This window comes from Pandoraea sp. 64-18, from assembly GCF_001899225.1.
In the GTDB taxonomy this organism is placed as follows: Bacteria; Pseudomonadota; Gammaproteobacteria; order Burkholderiales; family Burkholderiaceae; genus Pandoraea; species Pandoraea cepalis.
This window is the reverse complement of sequence record NZ_MKVU01000019.1, coordinates 139,672-157,263: the sequence shown is the minus strand read 5'-3', so window position 1 is coordinate 157,263 and position 17,592 is coordinate 139,672. Positions and strand designations below refer to the sequence as shown.

At 63.2% G+C, this 17,592-nt stretch carries 17 protein-coding genes; 9 read left to right on the top strand and 8 right to left on the bottom strand.

The window, feature by feature from the left end; genetic code table 11:
• Nucleotides 1–68 precede the first annotated feature (68 nt).
• The 5 genes from BGP02_RS16855 to BGP02_RS16835 form a co-directional block, all read right to left on the bottom strand.
• Entirely contained in the window at nt 69–371 is a 303-nt protein-coding gene (locus BGP02_RS16855; protein ID WP_017235268.1) for a hypothetical protein, read from the bottom strand.
• Between the two features lie 537 nt (nt 372–908).
• Complete coding sequence (locus BGP02_RS16850; RefSeq protein WP_232424699.1) at nt 909–1,499, bottom strand: hypothetical protein; 591 nt, start codon at nt 1,497–1,499, stop codon at nt 909–911.
• 117 nt (nt 1,500–1,616) lie between these two features.
• The gene (locus BGP02_RS16845; RefSeq protein ID WP_017235270.1) at nt 1,617–1,754 is read right to left on the bottom strand and encodes an entericidin A/B family lipoprotein; all 138 of its coding nucleotides are present in this window, start codon (nt 1,752–1,754) and stop codon (nt 1,617–1,619) included.
• 106 nt (nt 1,755–1,860) lie between these two features.
• A complete protein-coding gene (locus BGP02_RS16840) occupies nt 1,861–2,067 on the bottom strand; it encodes a CsbD family protein (protein WP_017235271.1) in 207 nt (68 codons plus the stop codon).
• Between the two features lie 253 nt (nt 2,068–2,320).
• A complete protein-coding gene (locus BGP02_RS16835) occupies nt 2,321–3,871 on the bottom strand; it encodes a sensor histidine kinase (RefSeq protein ID WP_286798872.1) in 1,551 nt (516 codons plus the stop codon).
• Nucleotides 3,872–4,071: 200 nt separating this feature from the next.
• Here BGP02_RS16835 and BGP02_RS16830 point away from each other — a divergent pair, with 200 nt between their 5' ends.
• From BGP02_RS16830 to BGP02_RS16795, 8 genes are all read left to right on the top strand, one after another.
• Nucleotides 4,072–4,248 (top strand): DUF1328 family protein, encoded by a 177-nt coding sequence (locus BGP02_RS16830; RefSeq protein ID WP_017235273.1) that lies wholly within the window; start codon nt 4,072–4,074, stop codon nt 4,246–4,248.
• 97 nt (nt 4,249–4,345) lie between these two features.
• Nucleotides 4,346–4,507 carry a DUF1328 domain-containing protein gene (locus tag BGP02_RS16825; RefSeq protein WP_017235274.1) on the top strand — a complete coding sequence of 54 codons (162 nt, stop codon included), beginning with the start codon at nt 4,346–4,348 and terminating at the stop codon, nt 4,505–4,507.
• A 139-nt stretch (nt 4,508–4,646) separates the two neighbouring features.
• A complete protein-coding gene (locus BGP02_RS16820; protein WP_017235275.1) occupies nt 4,647–5,291 on the top strand; it encodes a response regulator in 645 nt (214 codons plus the stop codon).
• 13 nt (nt 5,292–5,304) lie between these two features.
• Entirely contained in the window at nt 5,305–5,727 is a 423-nt protein-coding gene (locus BGP02_RS16815; protein WP_017235276.1) for a response regulator, read from the top strand.
• A gap of 158 nt (nt 5,728–5,885) precedes the next feature.
• Nucleotides 5,886–6,920 carry a methionine ABC transporter ATP-binding protein gene (locus BGP02_RS16810; protein WP_026132220.1) on the top strand — a complete coding sequence of 345 codons (1,035 nt, stop codon included), beginning with the start codon at nt 5,886–5,888 and terminating at the stop codon, nt 6,918–6,920.
• A complete protein-coding gene (locus BGP02_RS16805) occupies nt 6,910–7,563 on the top strand; it encodes a methionine ABC transporter permease (RefSeq protein ID WP_017235278.1) in 654 nt (217 codons plus the stop codon). Before BGP02_RS16810 ends, BGP02_RS16805 begins: the two co-directional genes overlap by 11 nt.
• A gap of 57 nt (nt 7,564–7,620) precedes the next feature.
• On the top strand, nt 7,621–8,433 hold the full coding sequence (locus tag BGP02_RS16800; protein WP_017235279.1) for a MetQ/NlpA family ABC transporter substrate-binding protein: 813 nt from the start codon (nt 7,621–7,623) through the stop codon (nt 8,431–8,433).
• 420 nt (nt 8,434–8,853) lie between these two features.
• Nucleotides 8,854–10,746 carry an EAL domain-containing protein gene (locus BGP02_RS16795; RefSeq protein WP_261939140.1) on the top strand — a complete coding sequence of 631 codons (1,893 nt, stop codon included), beginning with the start codon at nt 8,854–8,856 and terminating at the stop codon, nt 10,744–10,746.
• Nucleotides 10,747–10,840: 94 nt separating this feature from the next.
• Here BGP02_RS16795 and BGP02_RS16790 read toward each other — a convergent pair whose 3' ends face one another.
• Both BGP02_RS16790 and BGP02_RS16785 read right to left on the bottom strand, forming a co-directional pair.
• Entirely contained in the window at nt 10,841–12,457 is a 1,617-nt protein-coding gene (locus BGP02_RS16790) for an APC family permease (protein ID WP_017235281.1), read from the bottom strand.
• Between the two features lie 536 nt (nt 12,458–12,993).
• Nucleotides 12,994–14,544: a UbiD family decarboxylase gene (locus tag BGP02_RS16785; protein WP_286798871.1), complete on the bottom strand. Its 1,551-nt coding sequence runs from the start codon at nt 14,542–14,544 to the stop codon at nt 12,994–12,996.
• A gap of 570 nt (nt 14,545–15,114) precedes the next feature.
• Between BGP02_RS16785 and BGP02_RS16780 the strand changes: the two genes are divergently transcribed.
• Nucleotides 15,115–16,158, top strand: a complete 1,044-nt coding sequence (locus BGP02_RS16780) for a lytic transglycosylase domain-containing protein (RefSeq protein WP_051060320.1) — start codon at nt 15,115–15,117, stop codon at nt 16,156–16,158.
• A gap of 172 nt (nt 16,159–16,330) precedes the next feature.
• On the opposite strand, the gene BGP02_RS16775 is transcribed toward BGP02_RS16780, so the two are convergent.
• Complete coding sequence (locus BGP02_RS16775) at nt 16,331–17,536, bottom strand: pyridoxal phosphate-dependent aminotransferase (RefSeq protein WP_150563196.1); 1,206 nt, start codon at nt 17,534–17,536, stop codon at nt 16,331–16,333.
• Nucleotides 17,537–17,592 lie beyond the last annotated feature (56 nt).

Genomic DNA, 17,592 nt, shown 5'->3' with positions numbered 1-17,592 from the left:
TGGCGCGTTCATTTTTCGGCGACCGGTGTGTTATCCGATGCGTTTGCCCGCGTGGGGCCGGCCGTCGCTCAATCGCGATGCCAGTGGTCGCGGCGCCAGCGACCGTGCCCGTACCCGTAGTACGGACGGCCGTAATACGCCGGCGGAGGACCGTAATACACCGGCGCGGGCGAGACATAGACGGGCGGCGGGGCGTAGTAGACCGGCGGCGGGGGCGCGACGTATACGGGCGCCGGCGCATAGACCGGTGCCGGGACGACCAGCGGCAGGCCAATGCCGATACCGACCGAGACGTGAGCCTGCGCTGTCCCGACGGCACCCGCAGCGAGCGCGATCCCCGCGATGGCAAGGGCGGCAAACTTGGTTTTCATGACATTTCTCCTGCGGACTTGGCAGCGTACTGATGACAGCGCCCGGACGGCACCATGCCGTGCGACGCGCCGGGTGCCCTTAAGCACCGTTGTTCGTCAGATTCCTTGGCTTAACTTTACTGAAGTTCCGAAACGCGGGCGTGGCGCAATTGTTGCAAAGTATGCGCATTGACACGGCACAGGGAACGTCCGGGCGAGGAAAAGCGGCCGCCAAACGTGTAGATCAAGTCGTCATTCTATTCAGAATCAACGATTTGCGCTCGTTTCGGTGAGCGTCTTGCGTTGCCGCGCTCGCGTCGGGGAGCGTCAGGTCGGGCTGCGCTTGTTACATTCATTTACACGCACGCTCGCCGCCTGTGGCACAAAAACAGCAGGCGAATGCCGCTTTTGCCGCATTCGCCCGCCATCGACGTCGCGGGGCTGCACGCAACGCCGCCGTCTCCTCCCTGCCTAACCGGTTCGCCCGGTGCGTCCGGATCTGCTGTTTTTGGGACGGATCCGTGGCCGCGATCCGCATGGTTTGGGAGATCCCTGCGCTTACTGGTGGAAGCGCGCCTTGGCGTCCGCCTCGCAGGTGTCCTTGGGATTGCCGGCCAGCGCTTCGCAGCGTTCGAGCGCGGCCTTGTACTGCGCCTTGTCCGCCTCGGCATTGGCGTCCTGCCGCGCGGCCATCGTGTCCTTAGACGATTCCCGGCTCGTGCGCATGACCTTGGCATCGCCGTAGGCCTTGGTTTTGGCGGCTTCGGCGTCCTTGACGCAAACGTCCTCGTCGTTGCCTTTCTTGTCGTCGCAGCGCAACTTGGCAACGCTGTAATCGGCGTCGGCCTTCGCGACGGCGGCCTCGTAGCGCGCCTTGGGTGTTTGCTCATAGTCGGCTTGCGCATTGGCCTTGGCAATGGCTTCGTTGCCCTTTGCACTCGCGACACAGACACGCTTCGCGTTGTCCTTGAGCGCTTTGCAACGCGCGACCGACGCCTTGTAGTCGGCCTCGGCCGATTTCTGCGTCGCCTCGTAGCGATCCTTGGTCGCCGCGTCCGCCGCGTGGGCCGCCGCGGTGCTCAGCATTCCCGCGGTGCCCACGCTCAGGCTGGCGCAGGTCAGAATGTTCATGACAGTTCGATGTGACATGTCGGGGTCCTCCTTCAGGCGGGCAATGGAATGCGCATGAGGCGCAATGCCGATGCATCACAAGTTTCGGGGGGGCGGGGGGACATGCGGGGAACGTGGATTCGGCGATATGCCGGATTACTTGGCGCGATCGGCGGCGCCCTGAATGGCTTCGCCCCCTCGTTCGACGTCCTTGCCCGCGCCGTGGATGGTGTTGCATCCGGCGAGCCCCAGCGCGAAGCCGGAGAGCAGTGCGATGGCGATCAGTCGTTTCATTTGAATGTCTCCTTTGACAGAGGATGTTGTGCGACGCGCGGCACGCGCGCGAAGTGAAAGGGACGCGTCGGGGCGCCCGCCTCCCGGCGGGCACGGCGGCAAGCGCTTACCAAAGCTTGTGTTGGTCGTTCCACGTGTCGACTTCGCGTTCGGCTTCGGCCTTCGCCTTGCCGTATCGTTCCTGGATCGTCCCTACGAACTTGTCGCGGTTGCCTTCGATCTTGAGCAGATCGTCATCCGTCAGGTTGCCCCACTGCTTCTTCGCTTCGCCCTTGAGTTGGTTCCACTTGCCCTTGATCAGATCCGAGTTCATAGCAACTCCTTCATATTGGGTTGGGATAGGTTCGGTTCGGAGAATTTTCATCGCATCGGCACGCAAAGCGGCGCGCCTCGTTGCCGCGCTTTCGATGCGGCACGAGATTCCATGGTAGGGAGTGCGAAGTGTTCGCGATGTCAGCCGCGATAGCATCGCGGCGTAGGTGGCGTCGGGTTGCGCTGTCGGCGCATTCCGACGTGCTCGGTATCGAGGACGCAGTACCCAGGGCGCCAGTTTGAGGATCAGGGGATCAAGGCGTTTGCGGCGAGGCGCTCGCGCCGTCGTCGGGCTTCTCGGGGGCAGGTGTCTGTGTGGCGGTGCTTTCGGTGACTTCGGTCGCGATGTTGGGCGCGTCCGCCGGATTGCACAGCGGCAGCACGACCTGGATCTCGGTGCCGATTCGCAGCGGCAGCGAGTGAATGTCGATGCGTCCGCCCTTGGCCGAGACCCGTTGGCGCATGCCGAACAGGCCGTGTGTCTTGGGCTTGTTGAACTGATCCGGCGTGAGACCGATACCGTTGTCGATGACTTCGAGACGCACCCGCTGATCGTCGCATGCCAGGGCCACGCGCACGGTGGTGGCACGCGCGTACTTGCCCGCGTTCGTGAGCGCTTCCTGGGCAACGCGGAACAGCACGATGGCCGTCGACTCCGGCAGGGCGAAGTCCTCTTCGGGCAGGTCGAGATCGAGCTGCCAGTGCTGTTGATCGGCGGTTTCCTCGGCGAGCGAGCGCAACGCCGTCACGAGACCGAAGTTGATCAGCACCGTCGGACGAAGATTCTCGATGATGCGGCGCTTCGTCTGAATGCCGGCGTCGAGATTGCGTTGCGCGCGAGCGAGTTTCTCGGCAATCACCGGATCGACGTTGCGCAGCTTGTGATGCGCCCAGGTCACGTCCATCTTGCAGGCGGTGAGAATCGCGCCGAGTTCGTCGTGCAGCTCGCGCGACAGACGGGTCTTCTCGTCTTCGCTGACGTTCTGCAAGTGGGTGGCCAACTCGTCCAGTTGCTCGGTGCGCTCACGCACGACGCGATCCAGATGCGCTTGCTGTTCGCTCAACCGGTCGCGCGCGAGTCGCTCCTGCCGCATCTGCCGGCCGAGGGAACGAAACAGCAGCACGAACAACAGGATGGTGAGTACCGAGAGCGCGCCGGCGCTTATCGCCGAGATCGCCTGATCGAAGCGCCCGTCGTCCTGTGCGGCGCGCGCGCGCGCCAGCTCGCGGTTGTATAGGTCGGTGATGCCGTCTTGCACCGGCTCCATCGTGCCGATGCCGAGATTGGCAGGCGAGAGCGCCTCTTCGAAATTCATCTCCCCTTGCTTGACCGCCGCGCGCGCCGTTTCCATGGCGGTGATGCGCTGCGAGAACAGCGTCATCACATTGGCAAAGTCCTTCGTGGCCTGCGTGTCGCCCGTGGCTTCGTAATGCCGGACGATCAGGGCGGCGAGATCACGAATGCGACGCACGGCCGACAGGTAGGGATCGAGATAGATCGGGTCGTTCGTGAGCAAATAGCCGCGTTGGCTCGACACCACGGTCGACGTGCGCGCCATGATCTCGTTGAGTTCGTTGGCCGCGGTCATGGCCTGCAAGGCCGCCTCGTAGGTGGACGCCAGTCGGCGGTGCGCAGACTCCAGCCCGATCAGGCTGCCAACGGTGATGGCGATCGCCGCGATCATGGCGATGATCCAGCTTCGGCGACGCAACCAGGACGTGAGCAATCGAGACATGAGGGCCTGTGGCGAGGTGTTGAGGAGGGGCGTGCAGGGAATACCGATGATCGAACGCGTTTCGATCATAAGTCGAAAATCGCGTTGTTTCGCGAATTGTCAGTCAATTCCTACGCAAAAACCAGCGGGGTCCGGGCAGTCGCCTACGCGCCGTTTTTCTACCATTCACTCAGCGTCCGAGGGTTCGCGCCGCGTTGCGCAAACCGGTGTCGCGCCGTCGGAGGCGAACGAAGTCTCCGGGAAACGATGCATTGACCGAGGAGAGCGCTATGTTGAAGTGGGCGTTGATGTTCGCACTGATCTCGATCGTGGCGGGCCTGTTGGGCTTCACCGGGATCGCCGCGGGTGCCGCCGGGATCGCGAAGATTCTGTTCGTGCTGTTCCTGGTGCTGTTTGTGATCTTCCTGCTGCTTGGACTGACTGTCGCCAAGAAGATCGTCGATTAGACGGAGCGCTGCCGCACGGGGCTTGTCCGTGCGCTGAAGCGATACTGTGACGCGTCATGCAGACGCGCGCGGCCCGTTCCCCTACAAGGAGGTTGCGATGCTTCACTATGCTGTCGTTTTTTTCGTGATCGCGTTGATCGCTGCAGTGTTCGGCTTTACGGGAATCGCCGTCGGTGCCGCAGAGATCGCAAAGATCCTGTTCTTCATCTTTCTGGTGATCTTCCTGGTCACACTTCTCTTTGGGGTGTTCCGACGATAGATGACGTCTGGGGCCGCCCGGGCAGCTCGCCAGGCGGCCCGGCATGCTGGCTGTGGAGGCGCAGGATCTCGTGCGGCACCATTGAGAGTTACCGGCAGATGATTCATTATTCGAGCGACCGAGCGTCACTGGAGCTTAGATGTCACCGACAACAATAAAAATCCTGATTGCCGACGACCACGCGATTGTCCGTACCGGCTTCAAGCAATTCATTGCCGACGAGTCGGACATGGAAGTGCTGGGCGAAGCGGCGAGCGGCGACGAAGTGATCCGTGCGGTTCGCGATACAGCCTTCGACGTCGTGTTGCTGGATATCGCCATGCCTGACAAGAACGGTATCGACACGTTGCGCGTGATCAAACAACTGCGCCCGGCGCAGGGCGTACTGTTCCTGTCGACGTATCCTGAAGCGCAGTATGCGGTCAACCTGCTGCGCGCCGGCGCGAACGGATATCTGATGAAGGATGCGGCGCCCGAGGAAATCATCCGGGCTATCCGCACAGTGGCGCGCGGCCACCGCTATGTCAGCGAAGGTACCGCCGACCTGCTCGCGCAGAAGCTGGACCAGCCGGGCGACGAGCCGATCCACGAGCAACTCTCGGAGCGCGAGTTCCAGGTGTTCTGCAAGCTCGCGCAGGGCCGCACGCCCACCGAAATTGCGGACGAGTTGCATCTGTCGGTAAAGACCGTCAGCACGTATCGCGCGCGCGTGCTGGAAAAGATGCATTTGAAAACCAATGCCGACCTGACGCTCTACGCGCTCAAGAACGGCTTGATCAGTTGATAGCGAGGTTGTCATGCCAACCGGGAACGCGGCAACGCATACGGGGTCCGGTTTGCCCCTCAAGGTGCTCTTGATCGAAGACTCGGCGGTCATCCGCGAGAGCCTGTCCGAAGCGCTCGGTTCGACCGGGATGCTCCAGGTGACAGGCGTGGCAGAGACGGCCGACGACGCGGTCCGCACACTCCAGGAAGATTCGTTCGACGCGGTGATCGTCGATATTCAACTGCGACGCGGCTCGGGCATGGACGTGCTCTCCTACCTGCACGACGCGGGACTGCTGCCCCAACTGATGGCCATCGTGCTCACGAACTATGCATTGGCCACGTACCGCAAGCGTTGCCAGCAACTGGGCGTGCAGTACTTCTTCGACAAATCGCTCGAATTTGACCGCGTGATCGAAGTGCTCGACGACTTCGCCTCTCGCAGACAAGCGTGATCGCCTTCAGGTTCAGTCGAAATCCGATATAAGGAGATCAAGTTTTATTATTTTCATCTATTTAGATGCATGGGCTAGAATGTTGTCTTTGCACTGAATATCGAGTCAAGGCGGCGGCACTGCGGGCGGTTTAAGCAGTGGGGCTGCTATTTTTTTGCATGATCGAACTCCAGAACATTACCCAGCGTTTCGCTGGGCCCAAGGGGCCGATCGACGCGCTTTCCAACATCAGCCTGTCGATCGAGCGCGGCGAAGTCTTCGGCATCATTGGCCGAAGCGGCGCCGGCAAGAGCACGCTCGTGCGTGTCATCAATCTGCTCAATCGCCCGAGCGACGGCAGCGTGCGCGTTGACGGGCAGGACCTCACGTCGCTGTCGTCCGACGCGCTGCGTCAGGCGCGCCGCCGCATCGGCATGATCTTCCAGCACTTCAACCTGCTCAACTCGCGCACCGTCTACGAGAATGTGGCGTTGCCGCTGGAGTTGGCGGGTCTGTCGGCGGCGGAGATTCGCGCGAAGATCCTGCCGCTGCTCGAACTCGTCGGTCTGACGGCACAAAAGGATCGTTATCCGTCGCAGATTTCCGGTGGCCAGAAGCAGCGGGTGGGCATTGCCCGCGCGCTGGCGAGCGAGCCGCAGGTGCTGCTCTCGGATGAAGCGACGTCGGCGCTCGATCCCGAAACGACGCGCTCGATTCTCGAGTTGCTCAAGCGCATCAATCGCGAGCTGGGCCTGACCATTGTGCTGATTACACACCAGATGGAAGTCATCAAGCAGGTGTGCGACCGCGTCGCCGTGCTCGATGCCGGCCGTGTGGTCGAGCAGGGCCGTGTCATCGAAGTGTTCTTGCGCCCGCGTCACGACGTCACGCGTGCGCTTATCGGCGACGTGATTTCGCAGGAGCTGCCCGCGGGCGTTCGCGAGCGTGTCGCGTCGCGCATCGGCAACGGTCACGATCACCTGTATCGTCTGGCGTTCTCCGGCGCAGGCGTCGATCAGCCGCTGCTCTCCGAGGCGATTCGTCGCTACGAACTCGATTTCAACATCCTGCACGGCCAGATCGACGAGATCCAGGGGCAGGCGTTCGGATCGCTCGCCGTGCTGGCGGGCGGCACCCCGGCCCGGGTGGCCGAAGCCATGGCGTTCCTCGCCAGTCAAGGTGTTGTCGTTGAGGAGCTGAGCCATGTGGAGTGAAATGTTCGATCTCTTCGTCTCCTCCTTCTGGGAGACGCTCATCATGGTCGGGATTTCCGGCCTGATCGGTGCCGTGGTCGGCGTGCCGCTTGGCGTGCTGCTCTATCTGACGGATCGCAACGGCGTGTTGCAAAACCTGCCGACCAATCGTGTCGTCGGCATCCTCGTCAACGCGGTGCGCTCGACACCGTTCATCATCCTGCTCGTCGCGGTGATCCCGTTCACGCGTCTGATTGTCGGCTCGTCCATCGGCACGATGGCGGCCGTGGTGCCGCTCACCATCGCCGCCGCGCCGTTCGTCGCGCGCCTGGTGGAGACGGCCCTGCGCGAGGTCGACCGTGGCCTGATCGAGGCGGCGCAGTCGATGGGCGCGACCACCGGCCAGATCGTCACCAAGGTGTTGCTGCCCGAGGCCTTGCCGGGCATCGTGGCCGGTCTGACGATCACGTTCGTCAGTCTGGTCGGCTATTCGGCAATGGCCGGCGCCATCGGCGGCGGCGGTCTGGGCGACCTGGGCATCCGATACGGCTATCAGCGCTTCCTGCCCGAAGTGATGATTACCGTCGTGCTGATCCTGATCGTCTTCGTGCAGTTGGTACAGACGTTCGGCGACTGGCTGGTGCGTCGCCTGAGCCATAAGTAACATCTCATATAACAACGTCGCCGGCGCACCGGCACATCACACACACGAGGTTTTTCCATGCAACGTCGCACGCTTTTCAAACTGCTGGCCGGTGTCGGTGCCGCTACGGTTTTCGCCACGCAATTCGCCGCGTCGGCGGTTGCCGCCGATGTCGTCAATCTGAAGATCGGTGTCACGGGCGGCCCGCACGCGCAGATCTTCGATGAAGTGAAGAAGGTCGCGGCCAAAGACGGTCTGAATATCAAGGTCATCGAGTTCAGCGATTATGTGCAACCGAACGCCGCGCTGTCGTCGGGCGACCTGGACGCGAACAGCTACCAGCACCAGCCGTACCTCGACGCCCAGGTGAAGGACCGTGGCTACAAGCTTGAGTCGATCGCCAAGACCGTGATCTTCCCGATGGGCATCTATTCCAAGAAGATCAAGTCGCTGGCCGATCTGAAGGCCGGCGACAAGGTGTCGCTGCCGAACGACCCGACCAACGGCGGCCGTGCCCTGCTGTTGCTGCAGAAGCAGGGCCTGCTCAAGCTGCGTGCCGACGCCGGTCTGAAGGCGACGCCGCTCGACGTGGTCGATAACCCAAAGAAGCTGAAGTTCGTCGAGCTGGACGCCGCACAACTGCCGCGCTCGCTCGACGATGTGGCGGTGGCCGTCATCAACACGAACTTTGCGATGGAAGCCGGTCTGAACCCGAAGCGTGATTCGATTGCCATCGAAGACGCCAACGGCCCGTACGCCAACGTGTTGGTCATTCGCACGGCCGACAAGAACAAGCCCTGGGTGGCCAAGCTGATCAAGGCTTACCATTCGCCGGAAGTGAAGGCCTTCATCGAGAAGAAGTTCGGCGGCTCGGTGGTCACCGCCTGGTAAGTTCGGGAGGGCGCGCCGGTCGGCGGCACCCTCGCGAGGCAACGGCAACGCTTTGCGGCGTTGCCGTTTTTTTTCGTCTCCGCGCCGGAGGAATGCCGGGCGCACGCGATGGATATCCAGGGTGTTCGACGGTGGGGGTTTCGCCGTCTCGGCGTGTGTGGCAAATCCGACACTGTCACAGATTTGTCAAACAACGGCGATAGCCTGAGGGCAAGTAAAAGACGGTGCCTGCGGGCACCGTCAACAGACGCGGATACGGGCCATAGAGCAGCTACCGCAAGCGAAGCACGGGGAACGGGTGAAACGCTTCATCGAAGCGCAGCGCGCCTTCGATGGGTATGGACGCGCCCGGCACATGCCCGCACAACGCAATGCGATTTGCATGATGGCGGCGCACCGCACCGACCTACGGAGTTCCCGTTGAACCTTCCCCCGCCTGTCGCGATACGTCCGCCGGAGCGCTTTGCCGCGCCTGGAACACTGCACGATGCGATATCGACGTCCGTCGCGGCGTCAGTGCCCGATGCGGAACCCGACGAGGCCGCATGGCTCGCCGAGCTGTGCGAGGGTATCGGTCTGACCTGCGTGTTCCAGCCGATTCTCGACTTTCGCACGTCGGGCGTTGCCGGCTACGAGGGGCTGGTGCGGGGGCCCGCCGGCACGGCGATCCATTCGCCGCTGGCGCTGTTCGCCGCCGCGCGTCGCCACGGTCTGCTCGCGCCGCTCGAACTGGCTTGCCGTCGCACGGTGCTGCGTGGCTTCGTCGAGCAGGACCTGCCGGAACGCCTCTTCCTGAACATCGGTCCGGTCACTCGAGCGCACCCGGTCGGCGGCGTGAGCGAATCGCTGGGTCTCGACGAAACGTTTGCCATGCTCCAGCCGCTGCGCCTCGCCCCCGAGCGTGTCGTGCTCGAACTCACGGAGCATGCGCCTGCGCTGGATCTGGCAAGCACGCGCGCTTCGCTCACGGCGTATCGCGCGCTGGGTTTCGAAGTGGCGCTCGACGATATGGGCGAGGGCTATGCGAGCCTGCGGCTGTGGTCCGAGCTGCGGCCCGATTACGTCAAGATTGACCGGCATTTCGTCGACGGCATCGACACCGACACCGTCAAACTCCAGTTCGTGCGGTCGATGCGCCAGATCGCGGAGGCGAGCGGCACGCGGGTCATCGCGGAGGGCATCGAGCACGCCGAGGAATTGCAGGTCGTGCGCGATCTCGGCATCTTCCTCGGTCAGGGGTATTTCATCGCGCGCCCGGAAGCGAAGCCGCAACGGGCGATCACGGCCCACGTGCGGGCGGTTGTCAACGAGCGCCGCGCCTATGTACATCAACAACCGAGTCAACTCGGTGCGGGCAATGTGACGCTGGAGCGAATCGCGTCGTATGTGCAGCCAGTCTCACCGGAGATCCGCAGCGAAGATGTCGTGGCGCGTTTCGAGAGCGATGCGACGCTCGACGTGCTGCCGGTGGTCGAGCATGACCGTGCCGTGGGATTGATCGGACGCGCGTCGCTGATCGGCCGGTTCGCTCGGCCTTTTACGCGTGAACTCTACGGACGCAAGCCTTGCTCGGCCGTGATGGAGCCGCGCCCGCTCACATTCGACAAGAGCGCGCGCATTGAGGATCTGAGCCGCATGATTGCCGAAGGCGCCAGCCGGCAAATCGCGGGCGGTTTGATCGTCACCGATCAAGGGCGATATCTGGGCGTGGCGCAGGGCCACGCGCTGATGCGTCACATCACCGATATGCAGCTCGACGCGGCGCGGTACGCCAACCCGCTCACGCTGCTGCCGGGCAACGTGCCGATCGACGACTACATGGATCGCATGATCGGTGAGCGGCAGTCGTTCTTCGCCTGCTATGTCGATCTCGATAACTTCAAGCCGTTCAACGACGTGTTCGGCTACCGGCGCGGCGACGACCTGATCCAACTGGTCGCGCGCGTGCTCATGGCGGTGCGCAACCCTGAGCGCGACTTCCTTGGTCACATCGGTGGCGACGACTTTCTGGTGGTGTTTCGCAGCCCCGATTGGGAGGCGCGTTGCCGCGAGGCGCTCAGGCGCTTCGGCGAGGCCGTGACGGAATACTTCCATCCGGATCAGATCGCGGCGGGCGGGTTCGAAGCGGAAGATCGTCGCGGCATGATCATCTTTCACCCGATCACGAGCTTGTCGATCGGCGTGGTGGCGGTCACGCCGGAGAGCTTTCCCTCGCACGTGGAAGTCTCGGCCGCGGCCGCCGACGCCAAGAAGATGGCCAAGCGCGCGCTCGGCAACAGCCTGTTCGTCGAGCGTAGGCGCGCCCACCGGTGAGCGTGCCCGGCATGCCGCACATGACGTAAAAAAAGCCCGCCGCAAATGCATTGCAGGCGGGCTTTTCCGTCGGCGCTGCCGATGTTCGGAGCGCTTAGTGCGAGAGCGCGGGCATGCCTTCCATGCTGGCGACGTCTTCTTCACGCTCACCCGCCAGGTACGGCGTACGCCAGCCGGCCTTCACGCCCCAGTGATAGAACGCAAGCGACATGGCGGCCACAATCACCATATCCCAGCCATACGGCAGCAGGCCAAGACCGCCGAACTCCTTGCTGCCGATATACGAGCACAGCGCCATCGCCGGCAGGTAGCCGATCAGCCACCACGATGCCTTGAGGTCACGGCCGAAACCCTGCCACCGATCCTTCGCCTGATAGTAGAAGTAGACGGGCAACGCCACGATCACCAGTACGATGATCTGGCCCGTGAGCGGCCAGCGAGCCCAGTAAAGAATCAGCGACGCGCACACGAAGGCGAACGGTGCGATCAGTGACAGGCCTCGCAGGCGCAGTGGACGGTGCAGCTCGGGGGCCGAGCGACGCAGCGCCATCACGCTGATCGGGCCCGTCAGGTACGAGATCACGGTCGCGACCGAGATCACGGCGGCCAGCGAGTCCCAGCCGCGGAAGAAGAACATGAAGATGAACGAGATCGCCAGGTTAAACCACATCGCCGGGCGCGGCACGCCATACAGCGGATGCACGTGACCGAGGATCGCGGGCAATGTGCGGTTGCGCTCCATCGCGTAGATCATGCGGCTCGTGGTGGCCATATAGGTGGTGCCGGTGCCGCTCGGGCTCAGGAAAGCATCGAAATACAGCACGATGGCCAGCCAGTTCAGGCCGAGTGCGATCGCCAATTCCGCGAACGGCGAGCTGAAGCTCACCATGTGCCAGCCGCCGGCCAGCTGTTCGGGGGAGAGCGCACCGATGTAGGCCACTTGCAGCAGCAGGTAGATGACGGTGGCGAGCAGGATCGAGCCGACCACCGCGAACGGGATGCTGCGCCCCGGGTCGCGTGCTTCGCCCGCGAGGTTCACCGGACTTTGGAAGCCATTGAACGCGAACACGATGCCCGACGTGGCGACGGCGGTGAACACCGCCGACATGCCGTTCGGCGCGAAACCGCCGTGCTCCGCAACGTTGAAGTTGCCCGGGTGGAAGCCCGCGATCATCAGGCCGGCAATGGTCAATGCCGGAATGGCGAACTTGAACAACGTGATGGCCGTGTTGGCGCGCGCGAACAGTTTCACGCCCCAGTAGTTGAGCATGAAGTAGCCGATCACGAGCAGCGCGGAGAGCATGAGGCCGCTCGTGCTGAGCGTGCCGTCGACAAACAGGGCGTGCGTCCAGTCGTACGGCCACGTACTCATATACTGAATCGATGCTTCGGCCTCGATCGGAATAACCGAGACGATGGCAATCCAGTTGGCCCACGCGGCGATGAAGCCGACGAGGCTGCCGTGCGAATAACGCGAGTAGCGGACCATGCCGCCTGACTCGGGGAACATCGCGCCGAGTTCGGCGTAAGTGAGCGCGATGGCCAGGATGACGACGGCGCCGATGAGCCACGCGAAAAGGGCGGCGGGGCCGGCGATCTTGGCGGCCTTCCAGGCACCGAACAACCAGCCGGAGCCGATGATCGAGCCAAGACCGGTCAACATCAGGGCGAAGGGCCCGATGTTACGCATGAGGGGTTGATTGTTATCCATTCGATGTCTTCTCCACGCCCGGGGGGGGCAGGCACCGGTCCCGATGAGGGCGGGCGGTACGCTGCGCGAGGGCGGACAAATTTCCCGCAGGCCGGTCGCCGTCAGCACGGGCGTGACGGTTCGGGGGCGGCGCTGGCGGGGCGCGACTTCTGACTTCTGCTACTGAGTTTCGCGAATATCGAACGATTTCCACGTCGCGGCGTACTTGCGAGCGCGGCTACCCCGAATTGGGGTCGGAGTTCCCATTCGCGAAAAAAAGCGCGATTCTACCCGAGGGAATGGCGTTGTGTGGGACTTTGTGACACTTTCGCGATGGGATCGGGTTCGCCGACATCAGGTCGAAATGCGCGCAAGCCAGTCAGCATGCGGATCTCAGGGGGCGGGAAAGCCCTTATTACAGATTATTAAAGGGTCAGATGAATATCGGACCCGAACGAGGCGCGAATTCGCCACTGGGCACGGCGCGGTGTGATGTCGCTGTCAGATGCCGGGGGAGGGGGTAGGACGCTCGGTGCGCCCCGGCCCCCGGACCGAGCTTACAAGCCGAGATCCGCGTATAGGGTAGCCATACGCGCATCGATGTCGGCGGTCATTTCGATGGGGCGTCCCCATTCGCGCGACGTTTCGCCGGGCCATTTGTTGGTCGCGTCGATCCCCATCTTCGAGCCCAGTCCTGCCGTGGGCGACGCGAAATCGAGATAGTCGATGGGGGTCTGGTCGACGAGCGTCGTATCCCGGGTCGGATCGACGCGCGTGGTGATGGCCCAGATGACTTCCTTCCAATCCCGGATATCGACGTCCTCGTCGACCACGACGATGAACTTCGTATACATGAATTGCCGCAGGAAACTCCAGACGCCGAACATCACGCGCTTGGCATGCCCCGGATACGCCTTCTTCATCTGCACGATGGCCATTCGGTAGCTACAGCCTTCCGGAGGCAGATAGAAATCCGTGATCTCGGGGAATTGCTTCTGCAGCAGCGGCACGAAGACTTCGTTGAGCGCGACGCCGAGCACGGCCGGCTCATCGGGCGGTTTGCCCGTGTAGGTGGAGTGATAGACCGCGTTACGGCGCAGGGTAATGCGCTCGATCGTGAACGCCGGGAACCACTCCTGCTCGTTGTAGTAGCCGGTGTGATCGCCGTAGGGGCCTTCGAGCGCATGGGCGTAACCCGCTGTCGCGCCGCGCGACGGCGGCGGCGGTGCGCCATCGGGTGCGCGCGGCGGTGTCGCGGCGGGGTAAATGAAGCCTTCGAGCACGATCTCGGCACGTGCGGGAACGCGCAGCGACTCCAATCCCGGTGTCAAACACTTGGCCAGCTCAGTGCGGCTGCCGCGCAGCAAGCCCGCAAACTGATACTCGGACAGCGAATCGGGCACGGGGGTGACGGCGCCGAGCATCGTCGCCGGATCGGCGCCCAGTGCGACGGCCATCGGAAAAGGCTTGCCGGGGTTCGCCTGGGCGAACTCGCGGAAGTCGAGCGCACCGCCCCGGTGGGCGAGCCAGCGCATGATGACCTGGTTGCGTCCGATGACCTGTTGGCGGTAGATGCCGAGATTCTGGCGTTTGCGATGCGGCCCTTTGGTAATGACCAGGCCCCACGTGATGAGCGGGGCGGCATCGCCGGGCCAACAGGTCTGAATCGGCAGCCGCGCGAGGTCGACATCGTCGCCCTCCCAGACGATCTCCTGACACACCGGGCTGCCGACTTCCTTGGGCGCCATGTCCCAAACGGCCTTGGCCATGCCCAGCAGCTTGCCCGCATCCTTGAGCCCGCGTGGCGGTTCGGGTTCTTTGAGCGTCGAGAGCAGGCGACCGATATCGCGCAACGAACCGAGCGCGTTCTCGCCTTTATCGACGCCCATGCCGAGCGCCACTCGTTCAGGGGTGCCAAACAAGTTGGCCAGCACGGGCATGTCGTAACCGGTCGGCCGCGCAAACCACAGCGCCGGGCCGGCCGCTTTGAGGACGCGGTCGGCGAGCGCCGTCATCTCCAGCACCGGCGATACCGGCACGTCTATGCGACGAAGCTGGCCGGATCGCTCCAGTTGCGCGGTGAAGTCACGAAGATCGACATATTTCATGAAACAAACCGTTACCAAAAATTTTTACGGAATTCATACGGCCGGTGAAAACGGCCGTTTGAATTCCAGGAAAGTCGGAGTGACACCCTTGTAAACGCGGGGTTTAGGCAGGGCATTTTACCGGTCAAGGTGTCCAGACGTCACGGCAAAACAGCTGTTACAAATTACTTTTGGTAATGTTCTGTCGTGATAATAGTATTGACTGTTTATATATGGCTGCTACAATCCGCCCGTTGAATCCAAAAAGGCGGCTTTGAAGACGGGTAGGCCGACCCGCTCAAGCTTAGCGACAACTACAACATTGACGTGGATTTTCAGTCGCTGGTTTTCTCACCGAGGTCGGGAAACCAGTGTTTTAGGAAGCAGCGCGGGCAATAGCTCGTCAGCGCCAGAGACCTGAACAGGTCGGCGTGCTGCGGCGGTAGTGGCATCGTCCAAGACACACACGATGCCCCGCCTTGTTCCCTATGCCGTAAATGAGCGTTACACGGGATGCCTGGCGGGCATCGCGGCTCATTTCCATACGCCCCGGGGCCACCCCGTGGTGACGGCGTAACCGGAGTACGTAGTATGAAGAAGTCTGGTTTATCACCCTGGCTACTGGCCGTGATTCGTGCGCTCGGCGCGCGAGGTACGGCAACGGTAGCCTTGGCTCGTCGCGATTGGCGTCGCCTCGCATGGCACGGCGGTCGTGTTGGACTCTATACGTCCAGCGCGGTGGGCCTGGTTGCCGTGGTCGGCACGCTGGCGCTGTGGGCGCAGCCGACGTGGCGCGCCGATCTGGCGTCGCAAGTCGGTCCGCTGCTCGAGGCCGCCACGGGATCCGCCCATGCGGCCGATCCGGGCGGCAACGGCGCTGTGGTCGCTGAGCGCTCGCCGTCGGACGCGTCGATGATGGCGCAAGCGGCGCAGCACGTGCCGTCGGCCGCCGTGCTCGCGGCTTATATTCCGAATCAGCGTGTGGCCGCCGATGCGCGCGCCACCAAGCCGCTGGACTCGCGCGAGCAAATCGCCGTCGCCGACTATCTGGCGCGTCGCTATCGCGTGGCCGGAGACGTCACGGGCAACCTCGTGCGCGCGGCGTACTCGACCGGCAAGGAAGTCGGCCTCGATCCGCTGCTGCTGCTGGCTGTGATGGCCATCGAGTCGGGCTTCAACCCGTACGCCGAAAGTACCGTGGGTGCGCAGGGCCTCATGCAGGTGATGTCGAAGGTGCATCGTGACAAGCTTGAGTACTTCGGCGGTCCCGAGGCGGCCCTGCACCCCATTGCCAACATCAAGGTGGGTGCGCTGATCCTGAAGGAATGTATCGCCAGCGGCGGCTCGCTCGCTGGTGGTCTGCGCCGCTATGTGGGGTCGACCAGCGCAGGCGACGGTGGATACGGTGCCAAGGTACTCGCCGAGCGCGATCGACTGCGTAGCGTTGCCATGGGACACAAGGTCTCGCCGAACGCGCCGCAAGCGCCGGTTATCGTCAGCTCGGCCAAGCCTGTGGCGAAACCGGTCTCGGCTGGCAAGTCGGGCGAACCGACGGATTCGGTGGCGACGCCGGCGGCCTCGGTGGGCAAGGCGGCCGCCAAGTCGCTCGAAGCGGACGACAGCACCGCCGCCTGATCGGCCATCGGCGGCGTGGTGTGCCTGGGCCGGTGCATCGTTTTTCCCGTCGAGCCGTCGGCACGCGACGGTTCTCTATAGAGAGCGCCATCGCGGCCCAAGAAAAAACCCATCGAAGTGATTCGATGGGTTTTTTTGTTTTTGCGTCCCAAGTACGGGGCTGGCCGGCGACTCAGCCGGCAGCGAACACCCGTTCGATGCGGTCCATCGCCTCGTGCAACTGACCGAGCGACGTGGCATACGACAAGCGAATGTAGCGGCGCGGCTCGGAAAAACCAAAATCGAGTCCCGGCACGAGCACGACGTCGGCTTGTTGCAAGAGAGACTGCGTGAGGCGGTCGCTGTCGGCGGCGTCCGGATGCGATACGCCGGTGCAGTCCGCGTAGACGTAAAACGCACCGTCAGGCATCACGGGAACCCGGAAGCCAAGGCGCTCGAGCGCCGGCACGATGTAGTCGCGTCGCTCACGGAAGGCATTCTTGCGCGCCTCGAAGATCGCCATCGTTTCCGGTTGGAAGCAGGCCGTCGCCGCATGTTGCGCCACGGCGGAGGGGCAGATGAACAGATTCTGCGCGAGCTTCTCGAACGTCGACACCATCGACGGCGGCACGACCAGCCAACCGAGGCGCCAGCCTGTCATATTGAAGTACTTCGAGAAGCTGCTCACGACCAGGACATCGTCGCCGAAGGTTAGCGCCGTGGTGGGTTGGCTGTCGTAGGACAGGCCCTGGTAGATCTCGTCGACAAGCGTGAAGCCGCCGCGCGCGCGCACGGCTTTGACGATGCGGGCCAATTCCGCTGTCTCGATGGACGTGCCCGTTGGATTCGACGGCGAGGCGAGGAGCACCCCTTTCGTTGCCGCGCCCCAATGGGATTCGATGCGCTCGGCCGTCAGCTGGAATCGCTCCGCGGGGCCCGAGGGGATCAACACGGGTTTTCCGTCGAAGGTGGAGACGAAATGTCGGTTGCACGGATAGCAGGGATCCGGCATGAGCACTTCGTCGCCCACGCCGACCAGCGCGGCACACGCCAACACGAGGGCGGCCGATGCACCGGCCGTCACGACGATACGCGACGGTTCGACCTCCACGCCGTAAAAGCTACGGTAATAACCGGCGATGGCCTCCCGCAGGGCGGGGATGCCCATCGCCCCCGTGTATTGGGTTCGCCCGTCACGCATAGCCTTCACCGCCGCCTCGATCACTGCCTCGGGGGCCGTGAAGTCCGGCTCGCCGATGCCCATGTGAATGACGCGATGCCCCGCCTTTTCGCGCAGCGCAGCCTGCTTGGCCAGCTCCATGACGTGAAACGGGGCGATGTCGTCGACACGTTGCGCCAGCTTCAGTGCGGCGGGGGCGAGGTCGGGCGTTCGATCCATGATGTCGGGGGGGAGACAGGAAGGAGAGGGTGGGGGACTTGCGGGGCGAACGCTAC

Excerpts from the sequence above, each read along its gene's own strand:
- BGP02_RS16780 (WP_051060320.1), top strand. The coding sequence starts at position 15,115 with ATGAAGAAGTCTGGTTTATCACCCTGGCTACTGGCCGTGATTCGTGCG.
- BGP02_RS16790 (WP_017235281.1), bottom strand. The coding sequence starts at position 12,457 with ATGGATAACAATCAACCCCTCATGCGTAACATCGGGCCCTTCGCCCTG.
- BGP02_RS16810 (WP_026132220.1), top strand. The coding sequence starts at position 5,886 with ATGATCGAACTCCAGAACATTACCCAGCGTTTCGCTGGGCCCAAGGGG.
- BGP02_RS16840 (WP_017235271.1), bottom strand. The coding sequence starts at position 2,067 with ATGAACTCGGATCTGATCAAGGGCAAGTGGAACCAACTCAAGGGCGAA.
- BGP02_RS16825 (WP_017235274.1), top strand. The coding sequence starts at position 4,346 with ATGCTTCACTATGCTGTCGTTTTTTTCGTGATCGCGTTGATCGCTGCA.
- BGP02_RS16855 (WP_017235268.1), bottom strand. The coding sequence starts at position 371 with ATGAAAACCAAGTTTGCCGCCCTTGCCATCGCGGGGATCGCGCTCGCT.
- BGP02_RS16785 (WP_286798871.1), bottom strand. The coding sequence starts at position 14,544 with ATGAAATATGTCGATCTTCGTGACTTCACCGCGCAACTGGAGCGATCC.
- BGP02_RS16835 (WP_286798872.1), bottom strand. The coding sequence starts at position 3,871 with ATGATCGAAACGCGTTCGATCATCGGTATTCCCTGCACGCCCCTCCTC.
- BGP02_RS16800 (WP_017235279.1), top strand. The coding sequence starts at position 7,621 with ATGCAACGTCGCACGCTTTTCAAACTGCTGGCCGGTGTCGGTGCCGCT.
- BGP02_RS16830 (WP_017235273.1), top strand. The coding sequence starts at position 4,072 with ATGTTGAAGTGGGCGTTGATGTTCGCACTGATCTCGATCGTGGCGGGC.
- BGP02_RS16845 (WP_017235270.1), bottom strand. The coding sequence starts at position 1,754 with ATGAAACGACTGATCGCCATCGCACTGCTCTCCGGCTTCGCGCTGGGG.
- BGP02_RS16805 (WP_017235278.1), top strand. The coding sequence starts at position 6,910 with ATGTGGAGTGAAATGTTCGATCTCTTCGTCTCCTCCTTCTGGGAGACG.
- BGP02_RS16775 (WP_150563196.1), bottom strand. The coding sequence starts at position 17,536 with ATGGATCGAACGCCCGACCTCGCCCCCGCCGCACTGAAGCTGGCGCAA.
- BGP02_RS16850 (WP_232424699.1), bottom strand. The coding sequence starts at position 1,499 with ATGTCACATCGAACTGTCATGAACATTCTGACCTGCGCCAGCCTGAGC.
- BGP02_RS16820 (WP_017235275.1), top strand. The coding sequence starts at position 4,647 with ATGTCACCGACAACAATAAAAATCCTGATTGCCGACGACCACGCGATT.
- BGP02_RS16815 (WP_017235276.1), top strand. The coding sequence starts at position 5,305 with ATGCCAACCGGGAACGCGGCAACGCATACGGGGTCCGGTTTGCCCCTC.